At 42.6% G+C, this 26,159-nt stretch carries 27 protein-coding genes, 1 pseudogene and 1 riboswitch; of the genes and pseudogenes, 1 reads left to right on the forward strand and 27 read right to left on the reverse strand.

Annotated elements, in window-relative coordinates:
* Positions 1 to 10: 10 nt before the first annotated feature.
* The 18 genes and pseudogenes from fliP to A6749_RS08960 form a co-directional block, all read right to left on the reverse strand.
* Entirely contained in the window at positions 11 to 760 is a 750-nt protein-coding gene (gene fliP / locus A6749_RS08875; RefSeq protein WP_066388272.1) for a flagellar type III secretion system pore protein FliP, read from the reverse strand.
* Positions 757 to 1,359, reverse strand: coding sequence for a flagellar biosynthetic protein FliO (locus tag A6749_RS08880; RefSeq protein ID WP_066388275.1), 603 nt, complete (start codon positions 1,357 to 1,359; stop codon positions 757 to 759). The genes fliP and A6749_RS08880 overlap by 4 nt, the downstream gene beginning before the upstream one ends.
* Positions 1,360 to 1,371: 12 nt before the next feature.
* Positions 1,372 to 1,719 (reverse strand): flagellar motor switch protein FliN, encoded by a 348-nt coding sequence (gene fliN / locus A6749_RS08885; protein WP_066388278.1) that lies wholly within the window; start codon positions 1,717 to 1,719, stop codon positions 1,372 to 1,374.
* A 34-nt stretch (positions 1,720 to 1,753) separates the two neighbouring features.
* The gene (gene fliJ / locus A6749_RS08890) at positions 1,754 to 2,200 is read right to left on the reverse strand and encodes a flagellar export protein FliJ (protein WP_066388280.1); all 447 of its coding nucleotides are present in this window, start codon (positions 2,198 to 2,200) and stop codon (positions 1,754 to 1,756) included.
* The gene (gene fliI, locus A6749_RS08895) at positions 2,197 to 3,462 is read right to left on the reverse strand and encodes a flagellar protein export ATPase FliI (RefSeq protein ID WP_066400889.1); all 1,266 of its coding nucleotides are present in this window, start codon (positions 3,460 to 3,462) and stop codon (positions 2,197 to 2,199) included. The genes fliJ and fliI overlap by 4 nt, the downstream gene beginning before the upstream one ends.
* A gap of 43 nt (positions 3,463 to 3,505) precedes the next feature.
* On the reverse strand, positions 3,506 to 4,258 hold the full coding sequence (locus A6749_RS08900) for a FliH/SctL family protein (RefSeq protein WP_066388283.1): 753 nt from the start codon (positions 4,256 to 4,258) through the stop codon (positions 3,506 to 3,508).
* Complete coding sequence (gene fliG / locus A6749_RS08905; protein WP_066388286.1) at positions 4,248 to 5,249, reverse strand: flagellar motor switch protein FliG; 1,002 nt, start codon at positions 5,247 to 5,249, stop codon at positions 4,248 to 4,250. Before fliG ends, A6749_RS08900 begins: the two co-directional genes overlap by 11 nt.
* A gap of 19 nt (positions 5,250 to 5,268) precedes the next feature.
* A complete protein-coding gene (gene fliF / locus A6749_RS08910) occupies positions 5,269 to 6,876 on the reverse strand; it encodes a flagellar basal-body MS-ring/collar protein FliF (protein WP_066388288.1) in 1,608 nt (535 codons plus the stop codon).
* A gap of 32 nt (positions 6,877 to 6,908) precedes the next feature.
* Entirely contained in the window at positions 6,909 to 7,205 is a 297-nt protein-coding gene (gene fliE, locus A6749_RS08915) for a flagellar hook-basal body complex protein FliE (RefSeq protein ID WP_066388290.1), read from the reverse strand.
* A 17-nt stretch (positions 7,206 to 7,222) separates the two neighbouring features.
* Entirely contained in the window at positions 7,223 to 7,663 is a 441-nt protein-coding gene (gene flgC, locus A6749_RS08920) for a flagellar basal body rod protein FlgC (RefSeq protein ID WP_066388291.1), read from the reverse strand.
* A 5-nt stretch (positions 7,664 to 7,668) separates the two neighbouring features.
* Complete coding sequence (gene flgB, locus A6749_RS08925) at positions 7,669 to 8,061, reverse strand: flagellar basal body rod protein FlgB (RefSeq protein ID WP_066388293.1); 393 nt, start codon at positions 8,059 to 8,061, stop codon at positions 7,669 to 7,671.
* Positions 8,062 to 8,562: 501 nt separating this feature from the next.
* On the reverse strand, positions 8,563 to 8,925 hold the full coding sequence (gene fliS / locus A6749_RS08930) for a flagellar export chaperone FliS (RefSeq protein ID WP_066388295.1): 363 nt from the start codon (positions 8,923 to 8,925) through the stop codon (positions 8,563 to 8,565).
* A 15-nt stretch (positions 8,926 to 8,940) separates the two neighbouring features.
* Entirely contained in the window at positions 8,941 to 9,300 is a 360-nt protein-coding gene (gene fliT, locus A6749_RS08935) for a flagellar protein FliT (RefSeq protein ID WP_066388299.1), read from the reverse strand.
* A gap of 16 nt (positions 9,301 to 9,316) precedes the next feature.
* A pseudogene (fliN, locus tag A6749_RS28845) lies at positions 9,317 to 9,616 on the reverse strand (flagellar motor switch protein FliN); the annotation flags it as partial.
* Between the two features lie 67 nt (positions 9,617 to 9,683).
* Positions 9,684 to 10,625 (reverse strand): flagellar motor switch protein FliM, encoded by a 942-nt coding sequence (fliM, locus tag A6749_RS08945; protein WP_066388306.1) that lies wholly within the window; start codon positions 10,623 to 10,625, stop codon positions 9,684 to 9,686.
* A 126-nt stretch (positions 10,626 to 10,751) separates the two neighbouring features.
* A riboswitch (cyclic di-GMP riboswitch) is annotated at positions 10,752 to 10,838 on the reverse strand.
* 153 nt (positions 10,839 to 10,991) lie between these two features.
* A complete protein-coding gene (locus A6749_RS08950) occupies positions 10,992 to 11,813 on the reverse strand; it encodes a flagellar hook-basal body complex protein (protein WP_066388316.1) in 822 nt (273 codons plus the stop codon).
* 12 nt (positions 11,814 to 11,825) lie between these two features.
* Positions 11,826 to 12,242, reverse strand: a complete 417-nt coding sequence (locus A6749_RS08955; RefSeq protein ID WP_066388318.1) for a flagellar hook capping FlgD N-terminal domain-containing protein — start codon at positions 12,240 to 12,242, stop codon at positions 11,826 to 11,828.
* A gap of 13 nt (positions 12,243 to 12,255) precedes the next feature.
* Entirely contained in the window at positions 12,256 to 13,350 is a 1,095-nt protein-coding gene (locus A6749_RS08960; RefSeq protein ID WP_066388320.1) for a flagellar hook-length control protein FliK, read from the reverse strand.
* Positions 13,351 to 13,480: 130 nt separating this feature from the next.
* Here A6749_RS08960 and A6749_RS08965 point away from each other — a divergent pair, with 130 nt between their 5' ends.
* On the forward strand, positions 13,481 to 14,176 hold the full coding sequence (locus A6749_RS08965; protein WP_066388321.1) for a glucosaminidase domain-containing protein: 696 nt from the start codon (positions 13,481 to 13,483) through the stop codon (positions 14,174 to 14,176).
* Between the two features lie 115 nt (positions 14,177 to 14,291).
* On the opposite strand, the gene fliD is transcribed toward A6749_RS08965, so the two are convergent.
* The 9 genes from fliD to A6749_RS09010 form a co-directional block, all read right to left on the reverse strand.
* Positions 14,292 to 15,854 (reverse strand): flagellar filament capping protein FliD, encoded by a 1,563-nt coding sequence (gene fliD / locus A6749_RS08970; protein WP_066388327.1) that lies wholly within the window; start codon positions 15,852 to 15,854, stop codon positions 14,292 to 14,294.
* 247 nt (positions 15,855 to 16,101) lie between these two features.
* The gene (locus tag A6749_RS08975; protein ID WP_066388330.1) at positions 16,102 to 19,818 is read right to left on the reverse strand and encodes an OmpL47-type beta-barrel domain-containing protein; all 3,717 of its coding nucleotides are present in this window, start codon (positions 19,816 to 19,818) and stop codon (positions 16,102 to 16,104) included.
* Positions 19,819 to 19,927: 109 nt separating this feature from the next.
* Positions 19,928 to 21,196, reverse strand: a complete 1,269-nt coding sequence (locus tag A6749_RS08980) for a flagellin N-terminal helical domain-containing protein (protein ID WP_066388332.1) — start codon at positions 21,194 to 21,196, stop codon at positions 19,928 to 19,930.
* A gap of 97 nt (positions 21,197 to 21,293) precedes the next feature.
* On the reverse strand, positions 21,294 to 21,788 hold the full coding sequence (locus tag A6749_RS08985) for a PilZ domain-containing protein (protein WP_066388333.1): 495 nt from the start codon (positions 21,786 to 21,788) through the stop codon (positions 21,294 to 21,296).
* Between the two features lie 73 nt (positions 21,789 to 21,861).
* Positions 21,862 to 22,740, reverse strand: coding sequence for a flagellar hook-associated protein FlgL (gene flgL / locus A6749_RS08990; RefSeq protein WP_066388335.1), 879 nt, complete (start codon positions 22,738 to 22,740; stop codon positions 21,862 to 21,864).
* A gap of 193 nt (positions 22,741 to 22,933) precedes the next feature.
* Positions 22,934 to 24,400: a flagellar hook-associated protein FlgK gene (gene flgK / locus A6749_RS08995; protein WP_066388338.1), complete on the reverse strand. Its 1,467-nt coding sequence runs from the start codon at positions 24,398 to 24,400 to the stop codon at positions 22,934 to 22,936.
* A 13-nt stretch (positions 24,401 to 24,413) separates the two neighbouring features.
* Entirely contained in the window at positions 24,414 to 24,884 is a 471-nt protein-coding gene (gene flgN / locus A6749_RS09000) for a flagellar export chaperone FlgN (RefSeq protein WP_066388341.1), read from the reverse strand.
* Positions 24,877 to 25,152 carry a flagellar biosynthesis anti-sigma factor FlgM gene (gene flgM / locus A6749_RS09005; RefSeq protein ID WP_066388343.1) on the reverse strand — a complete coding sequence of 92 codons (276 nt, stop codon included), beginning with the start codon at positions 25,150 to 25,152 and terminating at the stop codon, positions 24,877 to 24,879. The genes flgN and flgM overlap by 8 nt, the downstream gene beginning before the upstream one ends.
* Positions 25,153 to 25,381: 229 nt before the next feature.
* Positions 25,382 to 26,158 carry a flagellar hook-basal body protein gene (locus tag A6749_RS09010; RefSeq protein WP_066388345.1) on the reverse strand — a complete coding sequence of 259 codons (777 nt, stop codon included), beginning with the start codon at positions 26,156 to 26,158 and terminating at the stop codon, positions 25,382 to 25,384.
* Position 26,159: the final 1 nt, after the last annotated feature.

Here is a 26,159-nt window from a genome sequence, read left to right on the forward strand (position 1 = left end):
CTATTACTCCTTATCGAAAGCTTGTGAACAATGATTGAACGACCAAGTGCCACCCATCCACCAGGATAAACAGCAAAATTTTAAATGGCAGTGAAATGAGCGCGGGCGGCACCATCATCATTCCCATCGCCATCAATACACTTGCAACAATCATGTCAATAATCATAAATGGAACAAAAATTAAAAACCCCATTTGAAATGCAGTCTTCAGCTCGCTTATCGCAAAGGCAGGAACTAAAGATGTCAGCGGGATGTCTTGAATCGAATGGATGTCTTTCGTGTCTCTATACTCTAAAAAAAGCTTTAAATCACTTTCACGAGTTTGTTTTGCCATAAACTCCTTTATCGGTGCAGCTGCTTTTTCGGCAGCCTGTTCCTGGCTCACCTCTCCCGCTAAAAAGGGCTTAAGCGCGTGTTGATTGACCTCGTTGAAGGTTGGCCCCATGATAAAAAACGTCAAAATTATACTCAGCCCCATGATCACCTGATTCGGCGGCATTTGCTGGGTGCCAAGCGCGTTCCGGACAAATGATAGAACAATAGCAATCCTTGTAAAACTAGTCATTAATAGAAGAATACTTGGCGCAACAGATAAAATAGTAAGAAGAATAATTAATTTAATAGATAAGGCCGTCCCCTCTGTATCTCCCGCGCCTGCATCCAAGTGGATGCCCGGAAGAACAGAAGTGTTTGTTTCTGCAAAAACTGTGTATTGCCCTAACAAAAATAGGAATGGTGTTAGAAGGATGAGCTTTTTCAACTCCGCTCCACTCCTTTCCCCTGCTGGTCCGTTAGCCGTTTCGGCTCATCGGACTTTACTTCTTTTAACTTCTTTAACAGAAGCTCGTCCCACTTTTCCTGTGAGGATTTCTTAAGCTGACTGCTCCATTTAGAAACCGTATCCAGCGGTTTTTCCGCCATTGTTTCTAAAAGCTTCCGCTGCTCCTCACCGGGAGGGATTGTGCGAATTAGGTTGACTTCTTCTCCAATACCTAGAATGTATAGGGTGTCGCCAATCATTACCATTTGCAGCGAGCGATTTTTTCCGAGTGAATGTCCTCCAAGTGCATGAAACGGTCCGCCTCTCCCGTTCATACCTGTTTTTTTTGAAAGATATTTTAAAACGATAAACAGCAGAATTAATATTAATAGGAAGGAACCGATAAATTTAAAGGCATATGGGACGATTGACGGATTTTGAAGATCATGGTTTTGGTCTGAGGTCTTCTCACCGGCTGGAGTCTTTTTTTCATATTGCTCATATACGGTTCCTTCCTTTGCCTGAACCGATGATAGAGGCAGAATGGATACGAGAAGACTAACCATTATGATGCCTAGCCATTTTTTCCATGTACGCACGTGGTATTTCCCTCACTTAATTTTTTTCTCGATTTCTTTGTTGGAAACAACATCTGTTATTCTGATGGCAAATTTGTCATCCATGACAACGACTTCACCAACAGCTATCGATTGCTTATTAACGAGAACATCAACGTACTCACCGGCAAGCTTTTCCAGTCCAATCACCGACCCTGATTGCAGCTGCAGAATCTCTCGTACCGATTTTTTCGTTCTGCCTAATTCAAATGAAACTTGAAGGGACACATCGGTTAATAATTGAATTTGTTTTTTTCCTGAAGCAGCAAGCGGCTGGTCCATAAGCGGAGCGAATTGCACCGACTGTACCGCACCATATGCTCCTGTTTTTTGTTCTTTCATAGTTGCCCGCTCCTTTCAAAGGGATTCAGCTCGTTTAAGATGAAAGCCGTTGATGAAAATGGCGAATCGCCGCCATTTCATCCATTGCCTCCTGCTCCAATTTCTTCTGCAGCTGGCTGTATTTTTCAAACGCCTTGTCTCGCAAATGATGCCAGGTTTTTTCCTCCTGCTGCTTGGCTAACAGCTCGGCGTTTTTCCTCGCTATGTCCTCGTCGATTTGATGGATTTGTTTCTCAAGTTCAACTGCCATCCGGGTTAGATAGGTAAAATATTCTTTTCGCCGCTGGATGTCAGCAATCGAGATTTGCCCGCTTGCAGATTCGATCTGTTCGAGAACTCCCTGCCGCTTTCCATCGATGGACTGAAATTCCTCCATAACAGCTTCTCTTTTTCTGACGATTACGCTCATCTCTAATAAAGCCTGATCTTTTTCTTTTTCTTTAAGGTTTAAAATGTGCTTATATGGAAAATGAAAAGTCATCCTGCATCCTCCCCAAATTTTGATAGCAATAGCTCAATAGTCGACTCGTACAGAGGGGATTCATGTGTCCCTTGCTTAACAAATTCGTCAATCCAATCCTTTACATCGACAGCCCGGTCAATTTCACGGTCCGTTCCCCGCTTATAAGCCCCTATCTGAATTAAATCCTCCGCATTCTGATAAACACTCATATGCTGCTTCAGCCGCTCTGCTGCCTTTATATGCTCACTTGTCACAATCTCATTCATCACCCGGCTGACGCTTGATAGTACATCAATGGCAGGATAAATCCCTTTTCGTGCCAGATTCCGGTCAAGCACGATATGACCGTCTAAAATGCCGCGGACCGTATCCGCAATCGGTTCGTTCATATCGTCGCCATCGACAAGCACCGTGTAAAAAGCCGTGATACTACCCTTGGCATTTGTACCAGCCCGTTCCAATAAGCGCGGTAGCAGGGCGAATACAGAGGGTGTATAGCCTTTCGTTGCAGGAGGCTCGCCGATTGCCAGTCCGATTTCTCTCTGTGCCATCGCATAACGCGTGACTGAATCGAGCATCAAATTAACATTCAAGCCTTGGTCACGGAAAAACTCAGCGATCGCCGTTGCAATCATTGCGCCCTTGATTCGGATTAGTGCTGGCTGGTCGGAAGTGGCGGCTACGACAACTGATTTTTTCAACCCTTCTTCACCTAAGTCTCGTTCAATAAAGTCTAATACCTCCCGGCCGCGCTCCCCGATTAAGCCAATCACGTTGACATCTGCCTCCGTATTGCGGGCAATCATACCAAGCAGTGTGCTTTTTCCCACACCGCTCCCTGCAAAGACACCAACCCGCTGGCCTTTACCTACCGTTAACAATCCGTCAATTGTCCGTACCCCGACACTTAACGAAGTCGTGATCCTCGGTCTTGTTAACGGGTTCGGCGGAAGATTATCTGTTCCCGCTTCGAGAAGCCCTGCCGGAAGACTGCTCCCATCCATCGGTTTGCCAAGGCCGTCCAACACTTTTCCTAAGAGGTCCATTCCCACCTTCACCGTTAGCGGTTTTCCGGTAGACACCACGTCACATCCCGGTGCAATCGATTGAAGTTCACCTAGCGGCATCAGCAATACCTTGTGATTGCGAAAGCCGACTACCTCTGCCATGATTGGTTTTTGCTGCTGCGGAGAAAAGATATGGCAAATATCTCCTAATTTCACATCCGGTCCCTGCGATTCCACCGTCAACCCGATGACCTGTGTCACTTTCCCGTTCATTTTGATTGGATTAATTGTTTCCAGCAGCTCGAGATACGGTTTGCTATTCCATTTCCTCACGACGGTCCTCCTGTTGATAAGCACGCAGCACTTTTTTGATCTCACTTAGCTGGACGTCAATTCTTGCATCGACACTTCCGGATGAAGTCCGAATGATACAGCCGCCCTGCTGGATTGAGTAATCAGGAAACACTTTGATCTCGACTTGTCCATTGTCGAGCGCCAATAGCTGCTCCCGCTGCTTTTGCACAAACGCGAAATCTTCCGGTGCCACACCGATCGAAATCGAATCTGTTTCATAAACGGACGCAAGCGTTTCTTTAATAATATGGATGAGGGCATCTGGATGCGTGCGCAGTTCCTGCTGTAACACCTTTTTGGCAATTTCCATCGTCAGTTCCATCACAAACGGTTCAGCTTCTTGAATAATCGCCGCTTTTTCTTGATAGGCCTGTTTTAGAATGTCTGCAGCTTTTTGCAGCTGGAATTGATACTCTTTTACAGCATGATCCCTGCCATCCTCAATGCCCAGCCCATAGCCTTCCTCATAACCCCGGCGTTTTTCTTCTTCCAGTTCTAGAAGAAAACGTTCCTCCTCTGCTGCCCGCCACTTAGCTAACTCCCTATGGGCCCGTTCTTTTTGCTGCTCCAATTCCAGCAACAGCGCTTCTTTTCGAGAATCTGCAATTTGTGTTGACACAGTTTCCAAGGCTTGAGGCTCCGGTTTCGGTACACCTATCAGCTTTTGCCCATTGTAGGCGATGACGTTTCGTGCTTTTACCAGCTTAGATGACACGATTCTCTTCCCCATTTCGAGAAATAATGATGGCACCGTCTTCCTCAAGCTTACGTATGATCGTCACAATCCGGCCCTGAGCATCTTCTACATCTTTTACGCGAACCTGCTCATTCGCATTTAACAATTCTTCAAGCCCTTCTTCACGGCGTTTCGAAATGTTTCGATAAATGGCATCCTTGACACCTTGTGAAGTCATTTTCAGTGCCAAATAGAGGTCCTGATTTTGGACATCCATCAAGATTCGCTGGATGGAACGATTATCAAGATAGGCAATATCATCGAAGACAAACATCCGCTGTTTGATTTCATTGGCGAGTTCTGGATCTTTCTCTTCTAATGTCTCGAGAATATTTTTTTCTGTCCCGCGGTCAACGCTGCTTAAAATGCTGACAATTGAATCGATACCTTTTTGCGCTTCCTGCTTTTGTGAGCTTGTCATTGTCAATTTCTCTTGTAAAACCTGCTCTACCTGATGGATAATTTCCGGTGAAGCTATGTCCATCATCGCAATTCTTCTGGCAATTTCAATTTGCCGTTCAGAAGGGAAGCTAGATAACACCTCTGCTGCCTTTTCTGATTCCAAATAAGATAAAACCAATGCCACTGTTTGTGCATTTTCATATTGGAGCAAATGGAAAATTTGCAATGATTCCACATGCTGTATAAACTGAAACGGCCGATTATTGGTACGATTGCCCATTCGCTTCAGAAACCCAGCCGCCTTATCAGGGCCAAAGGTACGCTTCAAAAGATCTGTTGCGGTATCAAGGCCGCCGTATGACACGATATTCGAGTCAATCGCCAATTGATGAAATTGTCTCATCACTTGCTCTTTAACATCAGCCGTGACCCTGCGCAGCTCGGTAATTTCCTTTGTAATACTCTCAATCTCTCGTTCTTCTAAATGCTTCATAATCCCTGCAGAAACATCAGGTCCAACGGAAAGCAGTAAAATCGCTGCCTTTTGGGTGTTTGTGTACTGTTCCATCTCATCACTCCCCCTTTACCTAATCCCGTGTAAGCCAATTTCGCAGCAGTCCGACGAATTCTTCCGGCTGTTCCAGCGCCATTTGTTCCACCTGCTTTTTAATCGCTGCCTTTTCATCTTCTTTCATCTCAATAGGCGGGGAGACAGGCTCTTGAAATATAGGAAATGGATCGTCCTCTTCCATCGATGCTTTTCTGCGGCGTAATACCAGGAATAATACCAGGAATAGAATCAAACCACAGGCCCCAATGAGACTGTATAACAGCCATGGTGGAAGCAGATCAGATTTTTGTTCCAATTTTGGCGCTTCCGCTTTGCCCCCAAATGCCTGGGAGAACACAGTAATCCGGGATGAAATATCTTGATTGGTTAAAGCCGTATTCGAACTTAATGCCGTCCGGACAACATTTGAAAGAACTTGTTGAATGTTCGCCTTCGTATCCGGTGTCAATGATGCCGGATTTTGAGGGTCTGGAGGCTCTACTCCGACGTTGATCGTCAAATCCTCAATTTTATAAGGACTTTTCATAATCTCATTTGTGATCCGATTTACTTCATAGTTCACTCGGTTTTCTGTTTCATTTGATTTATTTTCCTGTGAAGGGCCGGCAGCGGTATATTGTTCAGGTACATCCGTTTGTCCCGTTCCAGTCACTCCGGAGGTGGTATCTTTCCCGCTGTATTCCTTCTTTATCTCTTCAACACTAACGGCAAGACCTTTTGTTTTCTTTCCATTTTCGTCTACTACAACTGGCTCGACTAATTCTTGACGCGTTTTTACTTGATCAAAATTTAATCGCACAAACGCTTGAACCAATACCTTGTTATGCCCCATGATCTTTCCGAGCATTTGCTGCAAGTCCTTTTGGATATCATTTTCAATATCCTTTTGTATCTTTCGCTGCTGATCAAAATTATCCAATGCTCCCGCTCCGGCGGATTGATTCGGCAGCTCCAATCCCTGTCCGCCTTGATCCGTCATCACGATATTCTCTTTTGGCAAATTCGGAACACTTTTAGAGACTAAATGATACAAAACTTGTATTTCCTTTGGTCCCATTTCATACCCCTGCTCCAGCTCCACAACCACGGAGGCTGACGCTTGCTCTTTCTCATCCGGACGGACAAACAGGCTGTCCTGCGGGGTTGAAATGACCACAGCTGCATTTTTTACCCCTTCTACATGCCGTAACAAATTAGCGACTTCTCCTTGAAGGGCTTCTTTTTCCATTGCATCAAGCTGTCGGTCAGTGGCTCCAAATTGCAAATCCTTGGTCATATCGAAAAAACTAATCGTTCCCGTTTTCGGGAGCCCCTTTGAAGCTAGTGAAACTAATAAATTGTCGACGTCCTCTTTCGGCACTTGAATATTGGTTCCATTGCGATCCAATTTATAGTCGGTATAGCCTTCTTGTTCCAATTCGGCTTTGATATCGCCAATTTCCTTTTGACTCAACTCATTGGTAAACAACGGAACATAGGTTGGCTTTGATAGAAAAAAGATGGTAAGAACCAATGCAAGAAGAATAGCTAGAAAAATTCCGACAAACAGAAGCTTTTGTTTTTTACTGACCGAATCCCAATACTCTATATACTTTTCTTTAAGGTTACGTAGTTGTTGATTCATGCTTCTCCACTATTTCCTCTGGTAGATTTTTACTAGATTTGCATTCTCATGATTTCTTGATAGGCTTCTACTGCTTTGTCTCGGACTTGTGTCGTTAGCGTAACCGCAATACTCGCTTTTTGGGCGGCAATCGTCACATCGTGCAGATTGATCGCCTCGCCCTTCGCTAATGCCAGCGATTTTGTTTCAAAATCTTTTACCGCACCATTTGCTTCTTGAATATATTTTTGTAAAACATTTCCGAAAGAGACAGATGATTCAGCGTCGGTCTGCCTTTTTGTCCCTTGCAAAAAACTGCCCTGTATTCCTTGAATTTGGCTTATGTTCATTTCCTATCCCTCCTGCCTTATCTTCCAATTTCCAGTGCTTTTAACAGCATCGATTTTCCCGCGTTAAATGCTGTGATATTAGCTTCGTACGCTCTTGAGGTCGACATCAAATCAACCATTTCCTTCGTGACATCTACATTAGGCCTCATCACATAGCCCTGCTTATTACTATCTGGGTTTGACGGATCATACTCGGCCTGAAAAGGGGTGGTATCTTCGACAATTTTATTCACTCGTACTCCTGAAAGAGAAAGCTCCTGCCGAAGATAGTTCGTAAACGTATGGGGCTTGTTCGGCGTTACCTCAACCATCTTCCGGCGGTAAGGCTGCCATTCTCCGTTTACATATCGGCCTCTAGTGGTGTTGGCATTCGCAATATTAGAGGAAATCACATCAAGCTTTAGCCGATTTGCTGTTAAGGCCGAGCCGCTAATGGATAACGATTGAAATATCGACATGGTTCTTATCCCCTTCCTCTAATAGATGTTTTCAATAGATTAAATTCTTCGTTCAATCCGTAGGTTAATGACTGGTACCAAATGGTGTTTTGACTAAGCTGCGCCGTCTCATAATCCAAATCGACACCATTTCCGCTATTGGTAAAAGTAGTGTTTGCCCGTTCCAATTTTGCGGTTGGAACCTGCGCGGCGGATGGGCTGCCGATCACGATATGCTTGGCATTTGTGCGTTTCCCGATAAAACTGCTTTGAACCTCGCGCTGAAGCAGCTCTTCAAAGGAAACCTTTGTCGGCTTGTAATTAGGGGTATCAACATTGGCAATATTATTAGAAATTGATTTTTGTCGTAAGGCAGAAGCATCTAAGGCACTGGACATGATTCCAATCAACTGATTCATCTTTTCACCCATTTCTTTTGATATGGTTAAGGACAGAACTAGTTTTATTCTTATGAACCCTTATTAAGGACAGTTTTGATAGGTTTTGTGCTGATTTTGTCTTCAAGAACGCTTATTGAAGACAGTTTTGCTAGTTTTTGAACTGGTTTTGTCTCCAAGAACACTTATTGAAGACAGTTTTGCTAGTTTTTCAACTGGTTTTGTCTTCAAGAACACTTATTGAAGACAATTTTGCTAGTTTTTGTGCTGGTTTTGTCTTCAACAAAGCTTATTGAAGACAGTTTTGCTAGTTTTCGAGCGAGTTTTGTCTTCAAGAACGCTTTTTAAAGACAGTTCCACTTGGTTTCGAGCGAGTTTTGTCTTTAAGAACGCTTTTTAAAGACAGTTTTGCTAATTTTAAGCTGCGTTTGTCCTCAAGAACGATTATTGAAGACAGTTCCACTAGGTTTCGAGCGAGTTTTGTCCTTTAAGTACGCTTATTTTAGAAAACCAACAACATCATTACATTGACTTCATCGCTTCTGCCCATGTGGCTTTTAACTCCTGGAACATTCCCTCTACTTCCATTAGAATCTCGCAATCTTTGCTCATATTCGCTTCAACAAGAAGCTGCTTCATATAGTCGTAGAGAGAATAAAGAGAGTTAGACAGTTCGTACTCCATATTCAGCGTCACCATAAGCTCCGTCAGGATATCCTGCGTTCTCATTATCAAGGAGTGCGCCTTCGCCGGATCCTTGTTCTCGATTGCCCGCTTTGCCTGATGTAGAAATTTCACGCCGCCATTATAGAGCATGAGCGTTAAGTCCTCCGGTTTAGCAGTTAGCACTTGATTCCTTTGGTAAACCTCATTTCGATTGATCATCAACAAATCCCCCCTTTACTTCTTACGGTCGTAAAAAACACCCTTTGAAACAGCCGTCAAGTCTTCATATTGATTTTTGATATATTGATTTCTTTGCTCGGAGCGTACCCGGCTAGAAAGCTTTTTCATCGCTAGCTGCAATTGGGACTGAATTTCTGTTTCCAGCTCGGCAATTCTGTTAAGCTGCTCTATCATCGTTTCATTCATGAGCAGGTTTCCGGCCTTTGCATCTAGTTCATTAATGGCCGCAATACAAACATCCCGCTGCTCAAGCAAATCCAGCACCTGTTCTTCGTCTCCTTGATGTAAAACCTTCAATACCTTCACCGACAGTTCGAAATACTGCTGCAGCCGCAGTTCTTTTTCCGCGATCATCTCAACACCGCCCTCTTTATAACGGAGATTGGCAAATTTCCTTGATTCTTACGCCAAAGTGCTCCTCAATCACAACCACTTCCCCTTTAGCAATCAGCTTGTTGTTTACATAAATGTCAACCGGTTCACCCGACATCTTATCTAATTCGACAATCGAGCCGCTCGTTAATTCAAGCACCTCACTGATTTTCTTTTTGGTCCGTCCCAGCTCAACAACAATCTCTAACGGAATATCGAGGAGAAGATCCATATTCATGTTGTCGTTCATTTTTCCAGCAGCTTCATCAGGCTCAAGCTCGGCAAACTGGAAGGGTTCATTGGAAGGTCCCGGTTTATGGTCAGCAAGCAATGCATCGATTTCATCCTGTGTCAGTTTCCCCGTTTCATTCATCAGCTCCATCTCCTTCTACCAATTGTTCAATCTTAACCGCAACTCTTGACTTCTTTATCCCCGGATGAGCAAGGAACTTCATTTCTTCATTAACCCTAATATGCAGCGGCTCATCCGCCAGCTGGTTTAACTGAATGACATCATCGACATTTAAGCCAAGCAACTCCTCAATGGTGATGCTTGCCCGTCCTAATTCAGTAATGACCGGGACCGTTAAATGTTCAATTCGTTCCTGCAAAAAGTCACTTTCATCCTTGTTTTTCGCCCATTTCCCATGACCGTACCAATTATGGGAGGATAATTTGGGAATAAACGGCTCCAATAATATGTAAGGAATACAAAGATGCATGGTTTCTTCCATTTTTTCAATTGTGATTTGAAAGGTAATCACAATGACCGTTTCTGTCGGGATGCCCAATTGTAAAAACTGCGGATTGGTTTCCATGTTCAAATAGCGAAGCGGCAGAACCATAATGTCACTCCAGGCTTTCTGTAAGATTTGAACAACACCTTCTAGAAGCCGTTTTAATACATTGGATTCAATGGGCGTTAAGGAGGTCCTCCCCCACTCACTTTCCGTTCCCTTGCCGCCTAAAAGCCGGTCAATCATCACAAAGGCCATTTTCGGATTTATATCCATTGCCATGCGGATTCCTTGTTCACCAGATTCAAACACACTTAACAGTGTCGTGTCCGGAAGCTGGTTAATAAATTCCTCGTACAGCATCTGTTCCACAGTAGCGGCCTCGACTTGGACAAATGAACGTAATTCGGAAGAAATAAAGGAAGCCAGCTGGTAAGCAAAGTTCTCATGAATTCTCGTCAGTACCCGCACCTGTTCCATTGACAGCCTTAATGCTTTCTTAAAATCATAGACTTTCGGTTCAGCAGTACTGCCTCCAAAAGCCAAGGAATTCGGCATACTTTTGTCCATTCTTACACACCTCTTATTCCTTTTAGACTATTAATAATTACCCAGAAAGACGCAAAAAAGACGAGACCACCCCGAAGAATAGTCTCGTCCACAGCAAATAAACATAGATAGTTTAGGACAATCTATTTCGGCAACTGGCTGGCATATTGTCAAGACAATTTAGCCCCTATAGCTTTGCGTCGCTGAGTTTCCTCAGGTTTGCCTTTTTCAATTTTTTAAATAATTCTAGGAAAATGATAACATTACAAAAATATTTTTTCAAATACATTTTGTTGGAAACCCCCACAAAATGACGAATAACATCGAATAATAATATTTTTTGTAAAAAAAAGGAGAATATCCAGGACGATATTCTCATTCTTTTTACTATCGTTTTAAGTTGACCAATTCTTCTAAAATGGAGTCAGAAACAGTAATGATCTTGGCATTCGCCTGGAATCCCCTCTGCGCGGTAATCATGTCTGTTAATTCCTCCGATAAATCGACATTGGACATTTCCAGGGCGCCGGAGATGATGGAGGCATCGCTCCCTCTTGCAAGCAGGCCAGCCATGTTTCGCGAGTCCGCATTAGGCGTTAGGGTATATAACGAGCCGCCTGCTTTTAGTAATCCACTTGGGTTATTGACCGCCACAGTACCAATTTTCATACCTGTGTCCACGCTGTTTCCATCAACATCCACACCAATAATTGCTCCAGATTGATCAATCGCAAAAGAGATAAAACCACTTGGAATTGTTATGGTATTTCCCGTTTGATCCAAGACAAACATGCCGTTCTGATTAACTAATTGATTGCTGCTGTCCAATTTAAAATTTCCTGCCCGCGTTAAAAAAGATTTTCCGGCTTGATCTTGAACAACAAAGAATCCGTCACCATCTAGATAAAGGTCGGTTCCGATATTGGTTGTCGTCGGGCTGCCTGGTGTATGAACCGTATCAATGCTGCCAACTCTTGTTCCTAAACCAACCTGGATTGGATTCGTACCGCCTGATATAGGTGCCCCTGTTACAGGATTACTCTTTGGACCAGTTGCTGATTTAACTGTTTGGCTGAAGATATCTTCAAAAACAACCCGGCCTTTTTTAAAGCCTACCGTATTTACGTTGGCGATATTGTTTCCAATCACGTCTAGTTTAGTTTGAAAGCCTTTTAACCCGGATACTCCTGAATTTAGTGAACGTAACATGATAATCTCTCCCTATTGTTTGTTGATTTCCATTGAAGTGATACTGCTTGATAGAATTTCTTGATCGCCAATTTTATAGTAAACTTGATTATTTTTATAATTGATTCCTGTTACAATCCCGCTCTCCTGTGCATTTGTTTCCGGGTTGGTCCAGGTCACTTTGTTTCCAAGCATATAGGAGTGCTGGCTGATATTATTGCCTGATTCAAGATAAGCCGTCAGCGAATTGTTTAAGTTCGAAAGCTGCTCGAGCACACTTAACTGCGCCATTTGGCCAATAAATTCTCCGTCCTTTTGCGGCTCTGTCGGGTCTTGATTTTGTAATTGCGTAACTAAAATCTTTAAAAAAGCTTCTTTTCCCAGCTCTTGTTTTTGCGGGGTGCGGCTCGAAGCCGGTGTATAGGAATTAATAGACTGGATTGCTGTCATTGCTGTCCCTCCATTATGCTGTCGTATTGATTTGGGAAACCCAATCGGTATGGATATCATAATCACGAGTCTTTTCTTCGGACTGAATCAGATGTTGTTCACTTCGCTTGCGTGAACCTTGCTGGCCCTGTCTTCCATGGAAGTCACCGCTGCTTTGCGAGAAGGTCCCCAGGAAGTTTGTGTTTGTGCTTGCCGGCTGCTGTGAGATATCAATTTTTGCCACCTGCAGCCCCTGTGTTTCCAGGCTTGAACGTAATGTCTGGACATGCGTTTCTAGCAAGTCCTTCCCTAAAGGAGTGCTGGTCAGGAATTCAGCGGTCACTTGTCCATCTTGAATCGTCACCTTGACATCGACCTTACCTAAATGCTTAGGCGCTAGGGTGAACATAGCCTCAAAGCCATCATCCGATCCGGTTACATGGATGGCCGATTGAATGATCTGCTGGATATCTTGCTTGAAATTGGCCGCCCGAACGGTTTCTACAGGTGCCTGTTTTTCTCCTGATGTAACATGGGATGACGTTGTTGGATTCATTATGTTAATAGGATCAGGATGATGGTTTCCGTCTGATTGTATTGGTTGATTCAATTCTTTTTGCTTCGCATCCACTTGAGGTACCATTTGAACGGTTGTTATTTTCCTTTCCTTCTGCAGCACTTCGGGATTGGCCATATCTTTTACTTGAAAAAAGACTTCGGTTCTGGGTTCTGCCCCTTGTCCATTTTGTACAGTTATTTCAGCATGACGAACGATATGATTTAGCAATTCTTTTGTTATTGTCGGCTCTCTCTTTGCTGTTTGAGGAAGGAGATGCTCGGGTATTGCCTTTTCTGGTGAATCTTGCATAAGATCAATTTGCGGTTTCTCACCTGTTAAGGCGCTGAGTAAAATGGGACTGATGACTGCATTTTGCTGCAGAAACGACGACACGAGTCCTGTGTTAGCCTCTCCCATTGGCTCGCTATCTTGATCCTCCTGCTGGCCTATGAGCTCTAAAAGTCTCCCAAATGTACCAGCCGATGCTCCCTCTTTCTCTTTTTCTGCCACTTTCCCTTGCTGATTCATGGTTATTGTCTGTATACCTGAAAGCTGGACCAAATCTGCCACCTATTATTTTCAACTCCTTGTCATTTTTTTGATAAATATAACAAATTAGTATTTTTATAGAAAAATGCTGTTGCAGAATGATAAAATAGAGTTAAAATAAGAAAAAATACTTACAAAGGAGATTACAACTATGAATGTTGGATCATTGTCCACAAACTGGCTGCTATATAAAACCATGATGGACATTTCACGCATTGGAATAAATGATCGTACCAATTTATCTGGTCTAAACAGCGGCTCCTTTGAACTCCTGCTGCAGCAAGCCCTATTACAGGCTGAAATGAATCAACAGAGTAATAGCAGATTAGATGCACTTCCCTTTACGAGCTTGAACTCTTTTTCTCCAGAAGCAGTCACTAGCCAGCCGGTCATCTCACAAACAACGAACGAGGCGTCACTAACGGATGCAGCGAAAACTGCTGGTGATACGCTTAACCCATACTTAAAGGGTGTATTACAAGACACCGGACATTTCTTCGCTGAGGCCGGAGAAAAATATCAAATCAACCCGGCCCTGCTGGCAGCAATCTCGATTCATGAAACAGGAAACGGAACCTCTAATGCTGCTCGCTTTAAATACAATGTTGCCGGGATGATGGGCAAAAACGGCTTAAAGTCATATGATTCGATTCGTGACAGCATTTTTGATATGGCCCGTAATCTTCGGCAAAATTATCTTAATCAAGGAAAGCAGAGCATCGCTCAAATCGGTGCAAAATATGCCCCAGTCGGCGCCGCCAATGACCCGACTCAATTAAACAATCATTGGGTTACTGGCGTTCAAAGCCAGTTTAATAAGCTGACAGATAAGGCCGGACTCGCTTAGCGTGGGCGGTCTTCTTTTTTTGGCAGCTTACACAATATCCGCGAATTTTCGAGAGTTATCCGCGAATCGGAGCCAGTTATCCGCGCATTAAAGGCGATTATCCGCGAATCTATTTTTACATCCCGCCGCCCATTTGCTGGTAGAGCCAGGAGCTTTGGGAGTTGAATTTTGACATGGCTTGCTCCATGGCGGCGAATTGCCGATAATATTGGTCTTCTTTTTGAGATAATTTCTTGGTTTGCTGTGTAATATCTGCCTGCATATTCGATAAAAGCTTTCCAATGACACTTTGATCATATTGGCTATTTCCCGCATAACCCGCTTTATTGGTTAACTTTTTCATGCCATCTTGTAATACATTAGATATTTGATTAACGACACCATTCGTTCCTTTAGTCGTATCTCCGAGCTGTGAAAATAACTTTTCTATAGCATCAGGGTCGGCTTGAATAGCCTCTCTTAATTTGGCCTCATCGACATACAATTTCCCTTTGTCCTGATAGCTTTTAGATGATATGCCAATGGAGGCAAGCGAATGATAAGGACTGCCATTATCCACAATCGACGTCATGGCATAACGCATTTTGTTCGCCACATCTGTGAGAATACTGTCACTGCGGAGTAGCCCGCTCTTTGCTTTTTCCTCCCACATCTCAATTTGCTTCTCAGACATATCACCGCGCTGTTCATCTAAAAGAGGCAGATAATCTCGATAGACGGGCTCCTGAATCGCATTATTGAGTTTTTCAAGTAAACTATTATATTTATCAACAAAATCTTTAATATTTTTAATGACTTCATCTGGGTTTTGAGAAACTGTAACTGTACTTGGCATTACATTTCCATTTGCGTCCACCGTTGTGCTTTTAAAGGAAAAATTAATCCCCATAATCGTTGCATTATTGGAGGTTAAATTGGTGATCTCATTCCCATTAAAAATAATATTTGCATTTTGACCAGCAGCGACCAATTTGGTGGTATCAAGTCCTAAGGTATTACTTAAGAACGACTGACTCTCGGCACTAGTATTCTTGCTGAGGTCAATTTTTGTGGACGCTCCGGTTTCCTTTGTTTTTAAAATAAATTGCTGTAATGTTGGATCATAAAAAGCCTGCACACCTAAATTTTTTCCGTTACTATCCTTTGCATTATTAATCTTTGAGACTACATCGTTGACTGTATCTGTTGTTTTAATATCGATGGTCATAGACTGAAATGCAGAAGGATTTTTCGGATCATTATAGACATCCATCGTGATGGAAGTATCAGCTGTTACTTGTGCTGAACCTTGGACTGAGTTGCCAAGAGTTTTTGTTGGGTCTAACTGAACTTTGCTTCCTGTAAACGCAGCCGATTCGGCCAGCTGCTTTACGGCAACAGAATAGGTGCCGGCCAGGGAACTTCCAGATGTTGAGGCTGAAACGGAATTCTCCTGGCTGGATGTAACAGTAAACGTATTATACGTCTTTGATAGATTCATATTAAAAATAGTATTCGACCGAAATGCTAATAAATCAGTGTTCCACTGTCGATATGCATCACTCAGCCATGTTTGCTTTTGCTGGTTCTGCTTCAACTTGTTAAGCGGAATACTCTCGGCATTCATCAGTTTTTTAACAATCGAGTCTGTATCCAACCCAGACGCAAACCCTGTTAACCTAGTGATAGAGGAATTCACTGGTGGTCACCTCACATGAAAGATATTCTCTGGATAAGTATCGGCAGGTTAGAAGAGAAAATAGAGGGGGTTTGAGGGTTTTTTTTGAAAAAGTTATTGGAGGCGAGAAATAGAATGGGGGTCTTTTTACCGCTGCGGCACTTTTTCTTCCTCCACGGGCAATAGAACAGGGGGCTTAATTTTTCTCGCTAAAAAGTGAACAGAAGCTATAAAAACAGCCCTAGGATAAGTTCCTAGGGCTAGCATGCTATTTTACGTCAACAGTTGTTTTGGCAATGATTAAATATCCATTGTCTAAATAGCCACGGAATTCAAGTTCAACCTTGCCTTTTTTCCAATCAAAATCTGATCTTTCAAATTTGAAATGACCTTTTTCAGCTTGTTTTTGCAAACCATTGTTTTTTGGATCGGAGGCTACTCCATTTAACGTTACACTTGGAACATCAAAGGAGAAAGAGTTATATTTACAAGGTAAATTAACTTTAACAGTAAATACGCCATTGTTTCCTTTAATCACTTTCGGTAATACCTCAAGTTCAGCAGAAATATAGACGTCGAATGTCTTTTCTACTTGTGTTGTCCATCCGGCTGCGTCAGTTACGGTAACGAGAAGCTTGTAAGAACCAGGCTTATCCAATGTGATTTTGTCACCTTTTTGATAAGTTTTTCCGTTCAATGTAACTTTTTCGACCGCTACCCCTGAAAGGTTATCCTTTGCAATGTAGTCCAGTTTGAAAGTTGAGCCGAGCTTTTGTTCACTTTCTAGCGGAATAGAAACTGTTGGTGCTGTTTTATCAATCTTCACATCAACCGTTTTTGCTTCTCCTACATTTCCTGCATTGTCCATACTGTAGAACGATACCTTATTTATACCTTCATCTTTAACGGTGAACGATGTGCCCTCTGCGAACTCTGATCCATTAACAGAATAGAATGTCTGCGCTACACCACTTAAATCATCTGTTGCTTTTAATTCTACTGTGGCTTCGCCTTGATTCCACTTGTCAGTAACATTTGATGTCGTCTCAGGTGCAGTAGTATCAATATTCACTTTAACTGTTTTCACTTCTTCTACGTTTTCTGCTTTATCAACACTGTAGAACGATACTTCATTAACACCCTCATCTTTAACTGTGAATGTGGTACCTTCCACGAAATTTGAGCCGTTTACAGAATAGAATGTCTTCGCTACACCACTTAAATCATCTGTTGCTTTTAATTCTACTGCTGCTTCGCCTTGATTCCACTTATCAGTAACATTTGATGTCGTCTCAGGTGCAGTAGTATCAATGTTCACTTTAACTGTTTTCACTTCTTCTACGTTTCCAGCTTTATCAACACTGTAGAAGGATACTTCATTGACACCCTGGTCTTTTACGGTAAAAGAGGTTCCTTCTTCGAACTCTGCACCGTTAACAGAATAATAGGTTTTATCTACTCCACTTAAGTTGTCAGTTGCGGTTAATTCAACTGCCACTTCTGCTTGATTCCATTCATCAGTGACATTTGAAACTGTCTCAGGGGCAGTAGAATCGATTTTTACCTTTACTGTTTTTGTCTCTTCAACATTTCTTGCTTTATCGACACTGTAGAATGCTATCTCATTTACACCTTCATCTTTAACGGTAAACGAGGTCCCTTCTTCAAAATCTGAGCCGTTAACAGAATAATAGGTTTTATCTACTCCGCTTAGATCATCGGTCGATTCCAGTTCAACAGATAGTTCGCTTTGGTACCACTTATCAGAAACATTTGATGTGGTCTCGGGAGCTGTCGTATCAATGTTCACTTTTACCGTTTTGACTTCTTCTTTGTTTCCAGCCTTATCAATGCTGTAGAAGGATACTTCATTGACACCTTCGTCCTTAACTGCAAATGAGGTTCCTTCTTTAAAGTCTGATCCGTTTACAGAATAATAGGTTTTATCTACTCCGCTTAGATCGTCCGTTGCTGTAAGTTCAACTGCTAGATCGCTTTGATACCACTTATCCTCTACATTAGATTCCGTTACAGGAGCTGTCGTATCCTTTTCCCCGGCATCAACTGTAATCGTAGTAGAGTTATCTGATTCTTTTCCTGATAGAGAAACCGGAACGATGATATACGTATGTTCACCTGACTCCAAGTCTGATAATGTAAATTCAGGATCCTTGGTATTCCCTACAAGAACACGTTCCCCGTCTACTTGTTCATACACATTATAAGAATCCGCATCCTTAACTGGATCCCAGCTAAGAACGACATCGTCGCCTTTAACAGATGCCTCTGGAGTGGTCGGCGCTTCTAAAACTGGTTCAACATATGCAGTAACTTGTTCGGAAGGAGTTGAATCGCCAAACTTACTGCGCGCTACTACATCATAGGTATAAGCACCATAAGGCATATTGTTAAACACAATGCGGTTATTCGGTGTATTTTGAATTAGCGTACGCTTACCATCTATGATTTGATAAATATCATAAGAGTCGGCATAATCCACTGCGTCCCACCATAGGGCAATAGACTTCGCTTCCTGATTAACGTATACCTGCACATTTGGCGGCAGTATTTTAGGATATACTATCGTAGCCTCTACGCGTGACGCTTCCGCAGATTCTCCAAAACGGTCGCTGTAAGAGGTAATTTCATAGACATATTGTCCTTCCGGTAAATTATTAATGGCCGTATAGGTATTATTTATGTCTGAAACAAATTTCCGTTCCCCATTTACTACCTGATACAACTTATAGGTGGTTGCATATTCTACTGTTTTCCATTTTAAATAGATGGTATTTACATTTAAAATAGAGGCTGTAAATGCATCAGGTTTTTGCATAGCCGGGTGGACAACCTCCTGTTCCAGCCTGGCAGGTGCTGACTCACCAAAACGGTCACTATAAGCGGTTATCTCATAGATATAAGTCCCCTTATCCATATTAGGGAAACTTACCTGCTGATATGGCGTCTGCTTAAGAAGTACCTTTGAACCGTCAATAATTTGATAAACCTTGTAGTTAACAGCATACTCTACTTTTCCCCAGCTTAAGGTTCCATCATTCCCGTTTGTAATCGAGAACTTCACATTACCAGGAGTCTGCACAACTGGATGGATCAGATTAAACTCAATTGCAGCAGCATTTTTGGATTCTTTAAAAGTAGTGCTATAGGAAGTTACTTCATAGCGATGGCTGCCTGCTGATACATTCGACAGCGTTACATTTACATTCGTCGTTGATGTAACAAGTGTCTTTTTATTATCTACAACTTCATAAATATTGTATTTATTTGCATAATTGGCGCGAGTCCAGCTTAAGGTCACATCATTACCGTTAGCTACTGAATAGGTTAGGCCGGCAGGTGCCTCCATCTCGGGGTATACGATATCGAACTCAACATGAGCAGCCTGTGCTGATTCACCGAATATACTATTGTAGCTCGTAATCTCGTACACATAATGCCCCTCAGGTAAAGTATTAAAGGTTTGAGTAGTTAATTCTGTCGTAGTGACTAACTTTCTTACCCCATCAATCACTTGATAGATTTTGTAGTAATGAACATAGCTGGCACTGTCCCAGCTTAGTGTTGCATTATAAAACTTTTCAACAGATGCTTTTACGTTTCCTGGTGCCTGCATTTCCGGGTAAACGATGTTAATCGAAGCGGGCTGAGATAATGGTGACTCCTGCCCACTCACAACCGCAGTTACCGCGTAAGTATAGGTTCCCTCTTTTAAAGATATAAAAGCTTTGTTAGTAGTAACTTGAGTCGCTAAAGTTTTAGTGTCACCATCTAAGCGGTAAACTTTATAGCTGGCGCTATTAGGAACTGCATCCCATTCTATGACAGCATTTCCAGGGTAGCGTTCATAGATTTTTAGATTGGCTGGAGCTTGTACCTCCGCAGCTAGAGCACCGATGATGGGAAAGATAAGCTGAATGATCAGCATCATGCTTACAATAATCGGAATGGATCTAAATTTACGCAAAAAAAAACCCCCTTTTTTATAAATAATAGGCAAAATGGCCGGAATACAAGATTCCGGCACTATAAAAAGAGATGAAAGATATTAAAGAGAGTAAAGTTCAATTAATCGTTTAACGAAGTAATTGAAGTACACCCTGCGGTTGTTGGTTGGCTTGAGCCAGCATAGCTTGAGCCGCTTGAGAAAGAATATTATTCTTTGTAAATGTCATCATTTCTTTTGCCATGTCAACATCACGAATACGAGATTCAGCGGATGTTAAGTTCTCTGCTGTTGTGCTTAAGCTGTTGTTCGTAAATTCAAGACGGTTTTGAACCGCACCCATCTTAGAACGTTCTGCAGATACAGATTCAATTGCTGTATTAATAGATGTAATAGCCTTGTTAGCTGCATCTTGAGTAGAAATGTCTACACCGCCAACTTTAAGGCTGTCGCCATCAGTTAATGCTACTGTTGCAGTAAGTACTGTCGCACCGCTTGCTCCCTTGAATGCAATACCATCAGTGGAGCGGGCTACTACTTCCCCGTGTGCATCTAACAGTACATTATCAGTTGCATTATAAGTATAAGCTCCTGCTTCAAGTCCGCTATTCGTAAACGCAGCCGTGGCTTTTGCTGTTGTTCCATCGTAACTTAATGTGCCTGAAGTTACAGCTTGCTCAAAAGTAAAGGTGTCATCCCCTGCTGTTCCATCAAATGCTTTTGTAGTAAACGTTAAACCATCTGTACTAGATGCTACCACTTTGCCATTTTCGTCTTTTACTTCATAATTACCGCCATTTTGAGAAACACTGTAAGTACCAGCTTTCAACGTGTCACCTGTTGTTGTACCACCGACAGTTACCTTGCTGGATTGTTCAATTCCAATTGTACCTGCTACTCCTAAGCTGTATGATTGTGCATCACCAATTTTAAGGCTCATGTTTTGGTCTTGGTTCGCGCCAATTTGGAATGTGCCATCAAATGATCCGTTTAATAGTTTTTTACCGTTAAATTCTGTAGTAGAGCCAATACGGCCTACTTCTTCAGCTAGTGTATTGATTTCCGCTTGAAGCTTTTCACGGTCTGATGAAGTGTTGGTATCATTGGCAGATTGTACAGCAAGTTCACGCATACGTTGTAAAATTGAGTGTGTTTCATTTAATGCACCTTCTGCAGTTTGTAATAAAGAAACACCGTTTTGTGCGTTCTTTTGTGCTGTTTCAAGTCCACGAATTTGGCCGCGCATTTTTTCAGAGATTGCTAGACCTGCTGCATCGTCACTTGCACGGTTAATGCGAAGACCTGATGATAATCTCTCCATGTTTTTTGCTGCTTGATTAGATGCAGCTGTTAATTGACGATGTGTGTTAAGTGCTGCTACGTTTGTATTAATTCTCATTTTATTTACCTCCTAATAGTTGAGGAATATTTTCCCTCTGTACTTTTATGTATCGGAAGGATCCATAGTATTGTAGAGAGGAGATGAGAAATATTTTTTATTTAATAGACGTTTGTCTTCTGCGGTTTTCCAAAGCTACAATTTCTTTAATCAATCGTTCTTCCTCTGGAATAGATAGATCGAGAAACTGAATGCCATAGAAATAATTGTTTTTATTAATCCTTTCTACTTTTCGAACAATCCTCCCGTTTAAAGAGAATGACTCGTTGTTCAGGTAAAAGTGAAGTTTTACATATACTTTTTGTTTTAAAGGCAGATCATAATAGCTAACAATCCCAGCCCCGCCCGCGCTGACATCGCTGATTTGGCAATCATCAAATTCATTTACATCGATATTTCCTATTTTCAGCACTTCCATAATGGAATTTTTTAAATCTACTCGAAGCCTAAAACTATCTCTACGATTTTCCTTTTTTTCTGCTTTTTTCAGATTCCTTTGTTTCTTAATCCGTTGTTGTTGGATAGCATAAATAATAGAAGAAACAATGATAAATATTGCTGCAATTGCTATAATAATCTGAAATTCCCCCATGTATTCCCCTCATATCATAAAAAAATAAGATGCCCCATCTTATATAAAAGATGGGGAGCACTGATACCTATGTCTATCTCAAAAAGTCGGTTAAGCTAAGCTGCATGGTTCTACCCCCGGCACTTAGCGCTGCTTTAAGGGCGGTTTCTTGCAGGGTCAGCTCAGTAAACGCTTCTGCAATATTGGTATCTTCCGTATCCGACAACATTTTTTTCGTTAAAAATTGCGCCTGATCCAATTTGTTGGCCGCTAGTTCAAGCAGATTTTGGTTGGTACCGACAACAGTGCGCTGGGTAATTAAGTTATCCGTTTGGCTATCAATCGAATTCAATAACGAGCCGGGATTTTCCCCCTTCTCTAACGTTTGCGCTAGGCCTTCCAATGTTTCGAATAAGTTTTTCCCATCTACTGAGAATCCAAATACGGCGGAAGCATGAACTTTCCCATTCACACTAATTCCCTGGCCAATCGTCCACTCTTTGCCAATTTGATTCGTCTGCTGTAAAACACCATTTTGATAGGGCGGAGTATTCAGGTCTGTTCCCGAAAATAGGTACCCGCTGCCATAAGCAGTATTGGCAATATTCCCGACCTGCTGCATCAGAGACCGGATTTCAACAGCAATATTTTTTCGATCATTTTCATTGATTGTGTCACTGCTGGCTTCAACCGTCAGTTCACGAACGCGGTGCATTACATCGGTCACATTCCCAAGTGCTCCGTCCATCGCCGTGCTCCAATCGATGCCGTCCTGGGCATTTTTTTGATATTGTTCGACCTGGCTCAAGGATGTGCGATAGGTTAGTCCCTGCAAAGTGGCACTAGGCTGATCCGATATCTTTTCAAACTTTTTCCCGGACGATATTTGTCCTTGCAGCTTCTCCATTGCTGTATTGTTACGCTGAATATTTTGCATAAAGTGCTGAGCTGCCATCTGGTGGGTGATTCGCATACTTCTCCCCCTTTCTTTTTTTAATCTGTAAGTAACGCCGGCTTATTCGCAAGTAAAGTGTGCATTTCCGCAAGTAACACATGCTTATACGCAAGTAATGAATCTTCTCGCAAGTAACGTAGCCTTATACGCAAGTAAATCACGCATCTGCGCAAGTAACGCATGTCTATACGCAAGTAGCAAAAGCTACGCTTTATTTCATCCCATTAATCAATGTATTTAGCAAATCATTGACAGCCGACACATAGCGGGCCGCCGCGTTGTACGCTTGCTGATACCGAATCATATTGGTCATTTCTTCATCAATGGAAACACCGGACACGGATTGTCTTTGGTTATCTACCATCGAAACCATTGCATTCGCGTTATCGCTTAACTGTTTGGCTGCCTGCACGTCGGTTCCTAATTGGCCGATAACCTTTTGATAGAATTCACCAATAGTCGTGTTCGTACCGCCAATGTCTGTTTTTTGTAAAAAAGCATCGCTCATTAACGCTGCATTTGAACCGTCACCGATATTATCCGATGTCGCGGCCGCTAACTTTGCCGGGAAATTAATTAACTTCGGATTAACAATCATGTTTCCAGCATTTTTCGGCGGTTGAGTTGGGTCGTCTTTATCTACAAAGAACAGGAGTTTTTCCAAAGGCGCATTCGGATCTGTACTTCTAGCCTGGATATCATCCAAATTTCTAGCCTCATTACTTGCATGAATCGCATTCATTCTTTCTGCAATCGCGACGGCCAAAATATCAAGGTTGGTTTTTAATTCTGGTATCCTTCCGAGAACGGTTCCGTCTGCCAGCTTATAACCGTACGTTTCAAGCAACCCCTTGATTTTACCGCCATCCAATTGAAGAACAGTTCCGGCGATTTTCGCCCCTCCGTCCTCAGGTTCAACAGTAAACGTGTTGGCTGTATTGCCATCTACCAGCTTCACACCGCTAATAGACACATCGACCCTTCCATTAACCGTTGGCTTCACGTCAATATTTACTAGTTTTGACAGCTGATCAAGCAGGTTGTCACGGCGGTCCAGTAAATCATTCGGCTGTTGGCCAGAACCAATATTTTGGGCAATTTGCTGGTTTAAAGACGCGATTTCACTAGCTGCCATATTGATTTCCTTGGCATTTGCCTGCAGCTGATCGGCTAAGTTTTTTTCATAATCTGCAATTCCGCTAGATATTTGATTGAGCTGGTCTGCCACTTCTTTGCCGTTCGCTATGACCACTACCCTGGCCGATAAACTTTCCGGTTGTTTCGAAAGCTCCTGCAGGCCTTGCCAAAACTTATTGAGAGACGTGCTTAAACCTGAACCCGAGAGCTCATTAAACACATCTTCAAGATGGGAAAGCGATTCGGCCTTTGCTTCCCAGTAGCCTGCTTGCTGCTGCTGATTTTGAAACTGAGAATCTAGGTAACTCTCACGAATCCGTCGAAACTCAGATACCTCGACACCAGTTCCCATTTGCATCGGAATTGTTCCGTTATGAGGATTGGGGGAAGCGAGGGGACGAGTGGCCTCCAGCACAGCCTCTTGGCGCGTGTACCCTTTGGTATTGGCATTGGCAATATTATGTCCGGTAGCACTGAGTGACGTTTGCTGCGATAGAATCGCTCTTTTTCCAATTTCTAAGCCATGAAAGGTTGAGTACATTTCTTTTTCTCCCCTATGCTTTTAAATCAAATAACCGTGCATACTCTCTGGACTCTTGGGACTCGGTATCCGCACTGTAAAGACCAGAGTCCTTGGATGGAGGCAGCAATTGCTCGATCATAAACTGTGTGTAGGTTAACGCTTGCTGCAGCAGCTGCTGGTTCAGCTTGTTGACTTTGTCGATTTCCTTAAACAATTTTTGCAGCACAAAAAGCTTTGATGTCCATTCTGCGTGCAGGTCTTCATCCGGCTGCTGCTCGATTAGTTTGGAAAGCGGGAGATACTTATTGTCATGCTCCAGCACTTCCATTCTCATTTCGTCAACCTTTTTAATTTTCTTGATAAGCCTTGCTTCATCCGCCATTACGGAAATTAACGGATTGATCTCGGCAGATACAAGAATTTCCTGTTTTTTCTTCGCGGTTTCTAATAGAGTGATATGCAGGTCTGTTAACATCTGCAATATTTCCGTCAGTTTATTCATCGATCTTTGCACCTGACTTCCAGAATGACAGGAGCTTATCAGCTAACTTTTCACTGTCGACCTTATATGTGCCATTAGCAATCTGCTGCTTCAATTGCTCAATTTTCGCATCTTTTTCTTTCTGGATTTGCAATTGGGCCTCGTTCGACAATTCCAGCTTGTCAGTTTGAGTCTTTTTCGTGTCTTCCGTCCGGGACTGACTATTCTTTTGATATGCTTGATACGCAGCATCAATTCGATTGATTGGATTAATTGGATTGATTTTCATATACCTGCTCCTTTTAACTCTATCCTTACCTCTAGTATCGGCAGTTGACCCATTAACGTTTAGAGATTTTCTTATGTTTTTTTATATAACTGGGATTCGCCGATAAAAGCTATAAATCCGCCGATAAGACCTGTAAAATCGCTGATATGTAACTCAAATTCGCCGATATGCTAAAAAAACTAAAAAAAAGCGGCCGGCACTTTAAAAAAATGCAGCAGCCGCCTTTTAGTTACAATCTCATAATCCCGTTCGCGATTCCCATCATCTGATCCGCATAGCTGAGGGCGCGGGCGTTCGCTTGGTAGCCCCTTTGTGCTTTGATCATATCAGTCATTTCCTGGTTCAAATCAACATTGGATGATTCAAGAAATCCTTGTTTAATCTGCGCATTGGAAGGAATGGTCGCAACGGCTCCTTCCGTTAACCGATAAACTCCGCCATCCTCTTTTAACAGCTGTGGATTCGTGAAGTCCACCAAGCCAAGCCGCTGGTTTGTCCCTTCGATGGTCCCATTACTTGCCACCACAAAGTTCTTACCTCTGGCCCATTCAATCGGATTTCCGTTTTGGTCAAGCAGCACATCCCCGTTTGCGTTAACAAATTGAAAGCGCCCCGCTCCAACTGGCGTTTGCTTAAACGCACCGCCTCTTGTATACAAAATTTCCGTACCACTGTCCGTTGTTCTTTTTACTTGAAAGTATCCTTTGCCATCAATCATGAAATCAAAAGGCTGGTCCGTTTGCTTAGGTGTACCCTGGGTGAGATCCAGCCCTGACGAAGCTAATCGGGACCCAAAGGTTGTCCGAATCCCTAGCGGTGACAAGCGGCCGGCCTCCTGTTTTGTTTCTGCCTGGTTTTGAATCGAAACTGTCAGATTTTCTGAAAAGGCAGCTTCTCTCCGTTTAAAGCCGGTTGTTTCCACATTGGAAATATTATTTGCAATCGTATCAAGCTTGCCCTGATAGGCACGAACCCCTGTTGAAGCGATTAATAAAGATGTATTCATA

The organism is Neobacillus mesonae (assembly GCF_001636315.1).
GTDB lineage: Bacteria > Bacillota > Bacilli > Bacillales > Cytobacillaceae > Neobacillus > Neobacillus mesonae.

What these genes read in the sequence shown, in the direction of transcription:
- fliN (WP_066388278.1), bottom strand. Translation starts at nt 1,719, where the DNA reads ATGAAAGAACAAAAAACAGGAGCATATGGTGCGGTACAGTCGGTGCAA.
- fliJ (WP_066388280.1), bottom strand. Translation starts at nt 2,200, where the DNA reads ATGACTTTTCATTTTCCATATAAGCACATTTTAAACCTTAAAGAAAAA.
- fliI (WP_066400889.1), bottom strand. Translation starts at nt 3,462, where the DNA reads ATGAACGGGAAAGTGACACAGGTCATCGGGTTGACGGTGGAATCGCAG.
- fliG (WP_066388286.1), bottom strand. Translation starts at nt 5,249, where the DNA reads ATGGAACAGTACACAAACACCCAAAAGGCAGCGATTTTACTGCTTTCC.
- fliF (WP_066388288.1), bottom strand. Translation starts at nt 6,876, where the DNA reads ATGAATCAACAACTACGTAACCTTAAAGAAAAGTATATAGAGTATTGG.
- fliE (WP_066388290.1), bottom strand. Translation starts at nt 7,205, where the DNA reads ATGAACATAAGCCAAATTCAAGGAATACAGGGCAGTTTTTTGCAAGGG.
- flgC (WP_066388291.1), bottom strand. Translation starts at nt 7,663, where the DNA reads ATGTCGATATTTCAATCGTTATCCATTAGCGGCTCGGCCTTAACAGCA.
- flgB (WP_066388293.1), bottom strand. Translation starts at nt 8,061, where the DNA reads ATGAATCAGTTGATTGGAATCATGTCCAGTGCCTTAGATGCTTCTGCC.
- fliS (WP_066388295.1), bottom strand. Translation starts at nt 8,925, where the DNA reads ATGATCAATCGAAATGAGGTTTACCAAAGGAATCAAGTGCTAACTGCT.
- fliT (WP_066388299.1), bottom strand. Translation starts at nt 9,300, where the DNA reads ATGATCGCGGAAAAAGAACTGCGGCTGCAGCAGTATTTCGAACTGTCG.
- fliM (WP_066388306.1), bottom strand. Translation starts at nt 10,625, where the DNA reads ATGGACAAAAGTATGCCGAATTCCTTGGCTTTTGGAGGCAGTACTGCT.
- A6749_RS08950 (WP_066388316.1), bottom strand. Translation starts at nt 11,813, where the DNA reads ATGTTACGTTCACTAAATTCAGGAGTATCCGGGTTAAAAGGCTTTCAA.
- A6749_RS08955 (WP_066388318.1), bottom strand. Translation starts at nt 12,242, where the DNA reads ATGACAGCAATCCAGTCTATTAATTCCTATACACCGGCTTCGAGCCGC.
- A6749_RS08965 (WP_066388321.1), top strand. Translation starts at nt 13,481, where the DNA reads ATGAATGTTGGATCATTGTCCACAAACTGGCTGCTATATAAAACCATG.
- A6749_RS08980 (WP_066388332.1), bottom strand. Translation starts at nt 21,196, where the DNA reads ATGAGAATTAATACAAACGTAGCAGCACTTAACACACATCGTCAATTA.
- A6749_RS08985 (WP_066388333.1), bottom strand. Translation starts at nt 21,788, where the DNA reads ATGGGGGAATTTCAGATTATTATAGCAATTGCAGCAATATTTATCATT.
- flgL (WP_066388335.1), bottom strand. Translation starts at nt 22,740, where the DNA reads ATGCGAATCACCCACCAGATGGCAGCTCAGCACTTTATGCAAAATATT.
- flgK (WP_066388338.1), bottom strand. Translation starts at nt 24,400, where the DNA reads ATGTACTCAACCTTTCATGGCTTAGAAATTGGAAAAAGAGCGATTCTA.
- flgN (WP_066388341.1), bottom strand. Translation starts at nt 24,884, where the DNA reads ATGAATAAACTGACGGAAATATTGCAGATGTTAACAGACCTGCATATC.
- flgM (WP_066388343.1), bottom strand. Translation starts at nt 25,152, where the DNA reads ATGAAAATCAATCCAATTAATCCAATCAATCGAATTGATGCTGCGTAT.
- A6749_RS09010 (WP_066388345.1), bottom strand. Translation starts at nt 26,158, where the DNA reads ATGAATACATCTTTATTAATCGCTTCAACAGGGGTTCGTGCCTATCAG.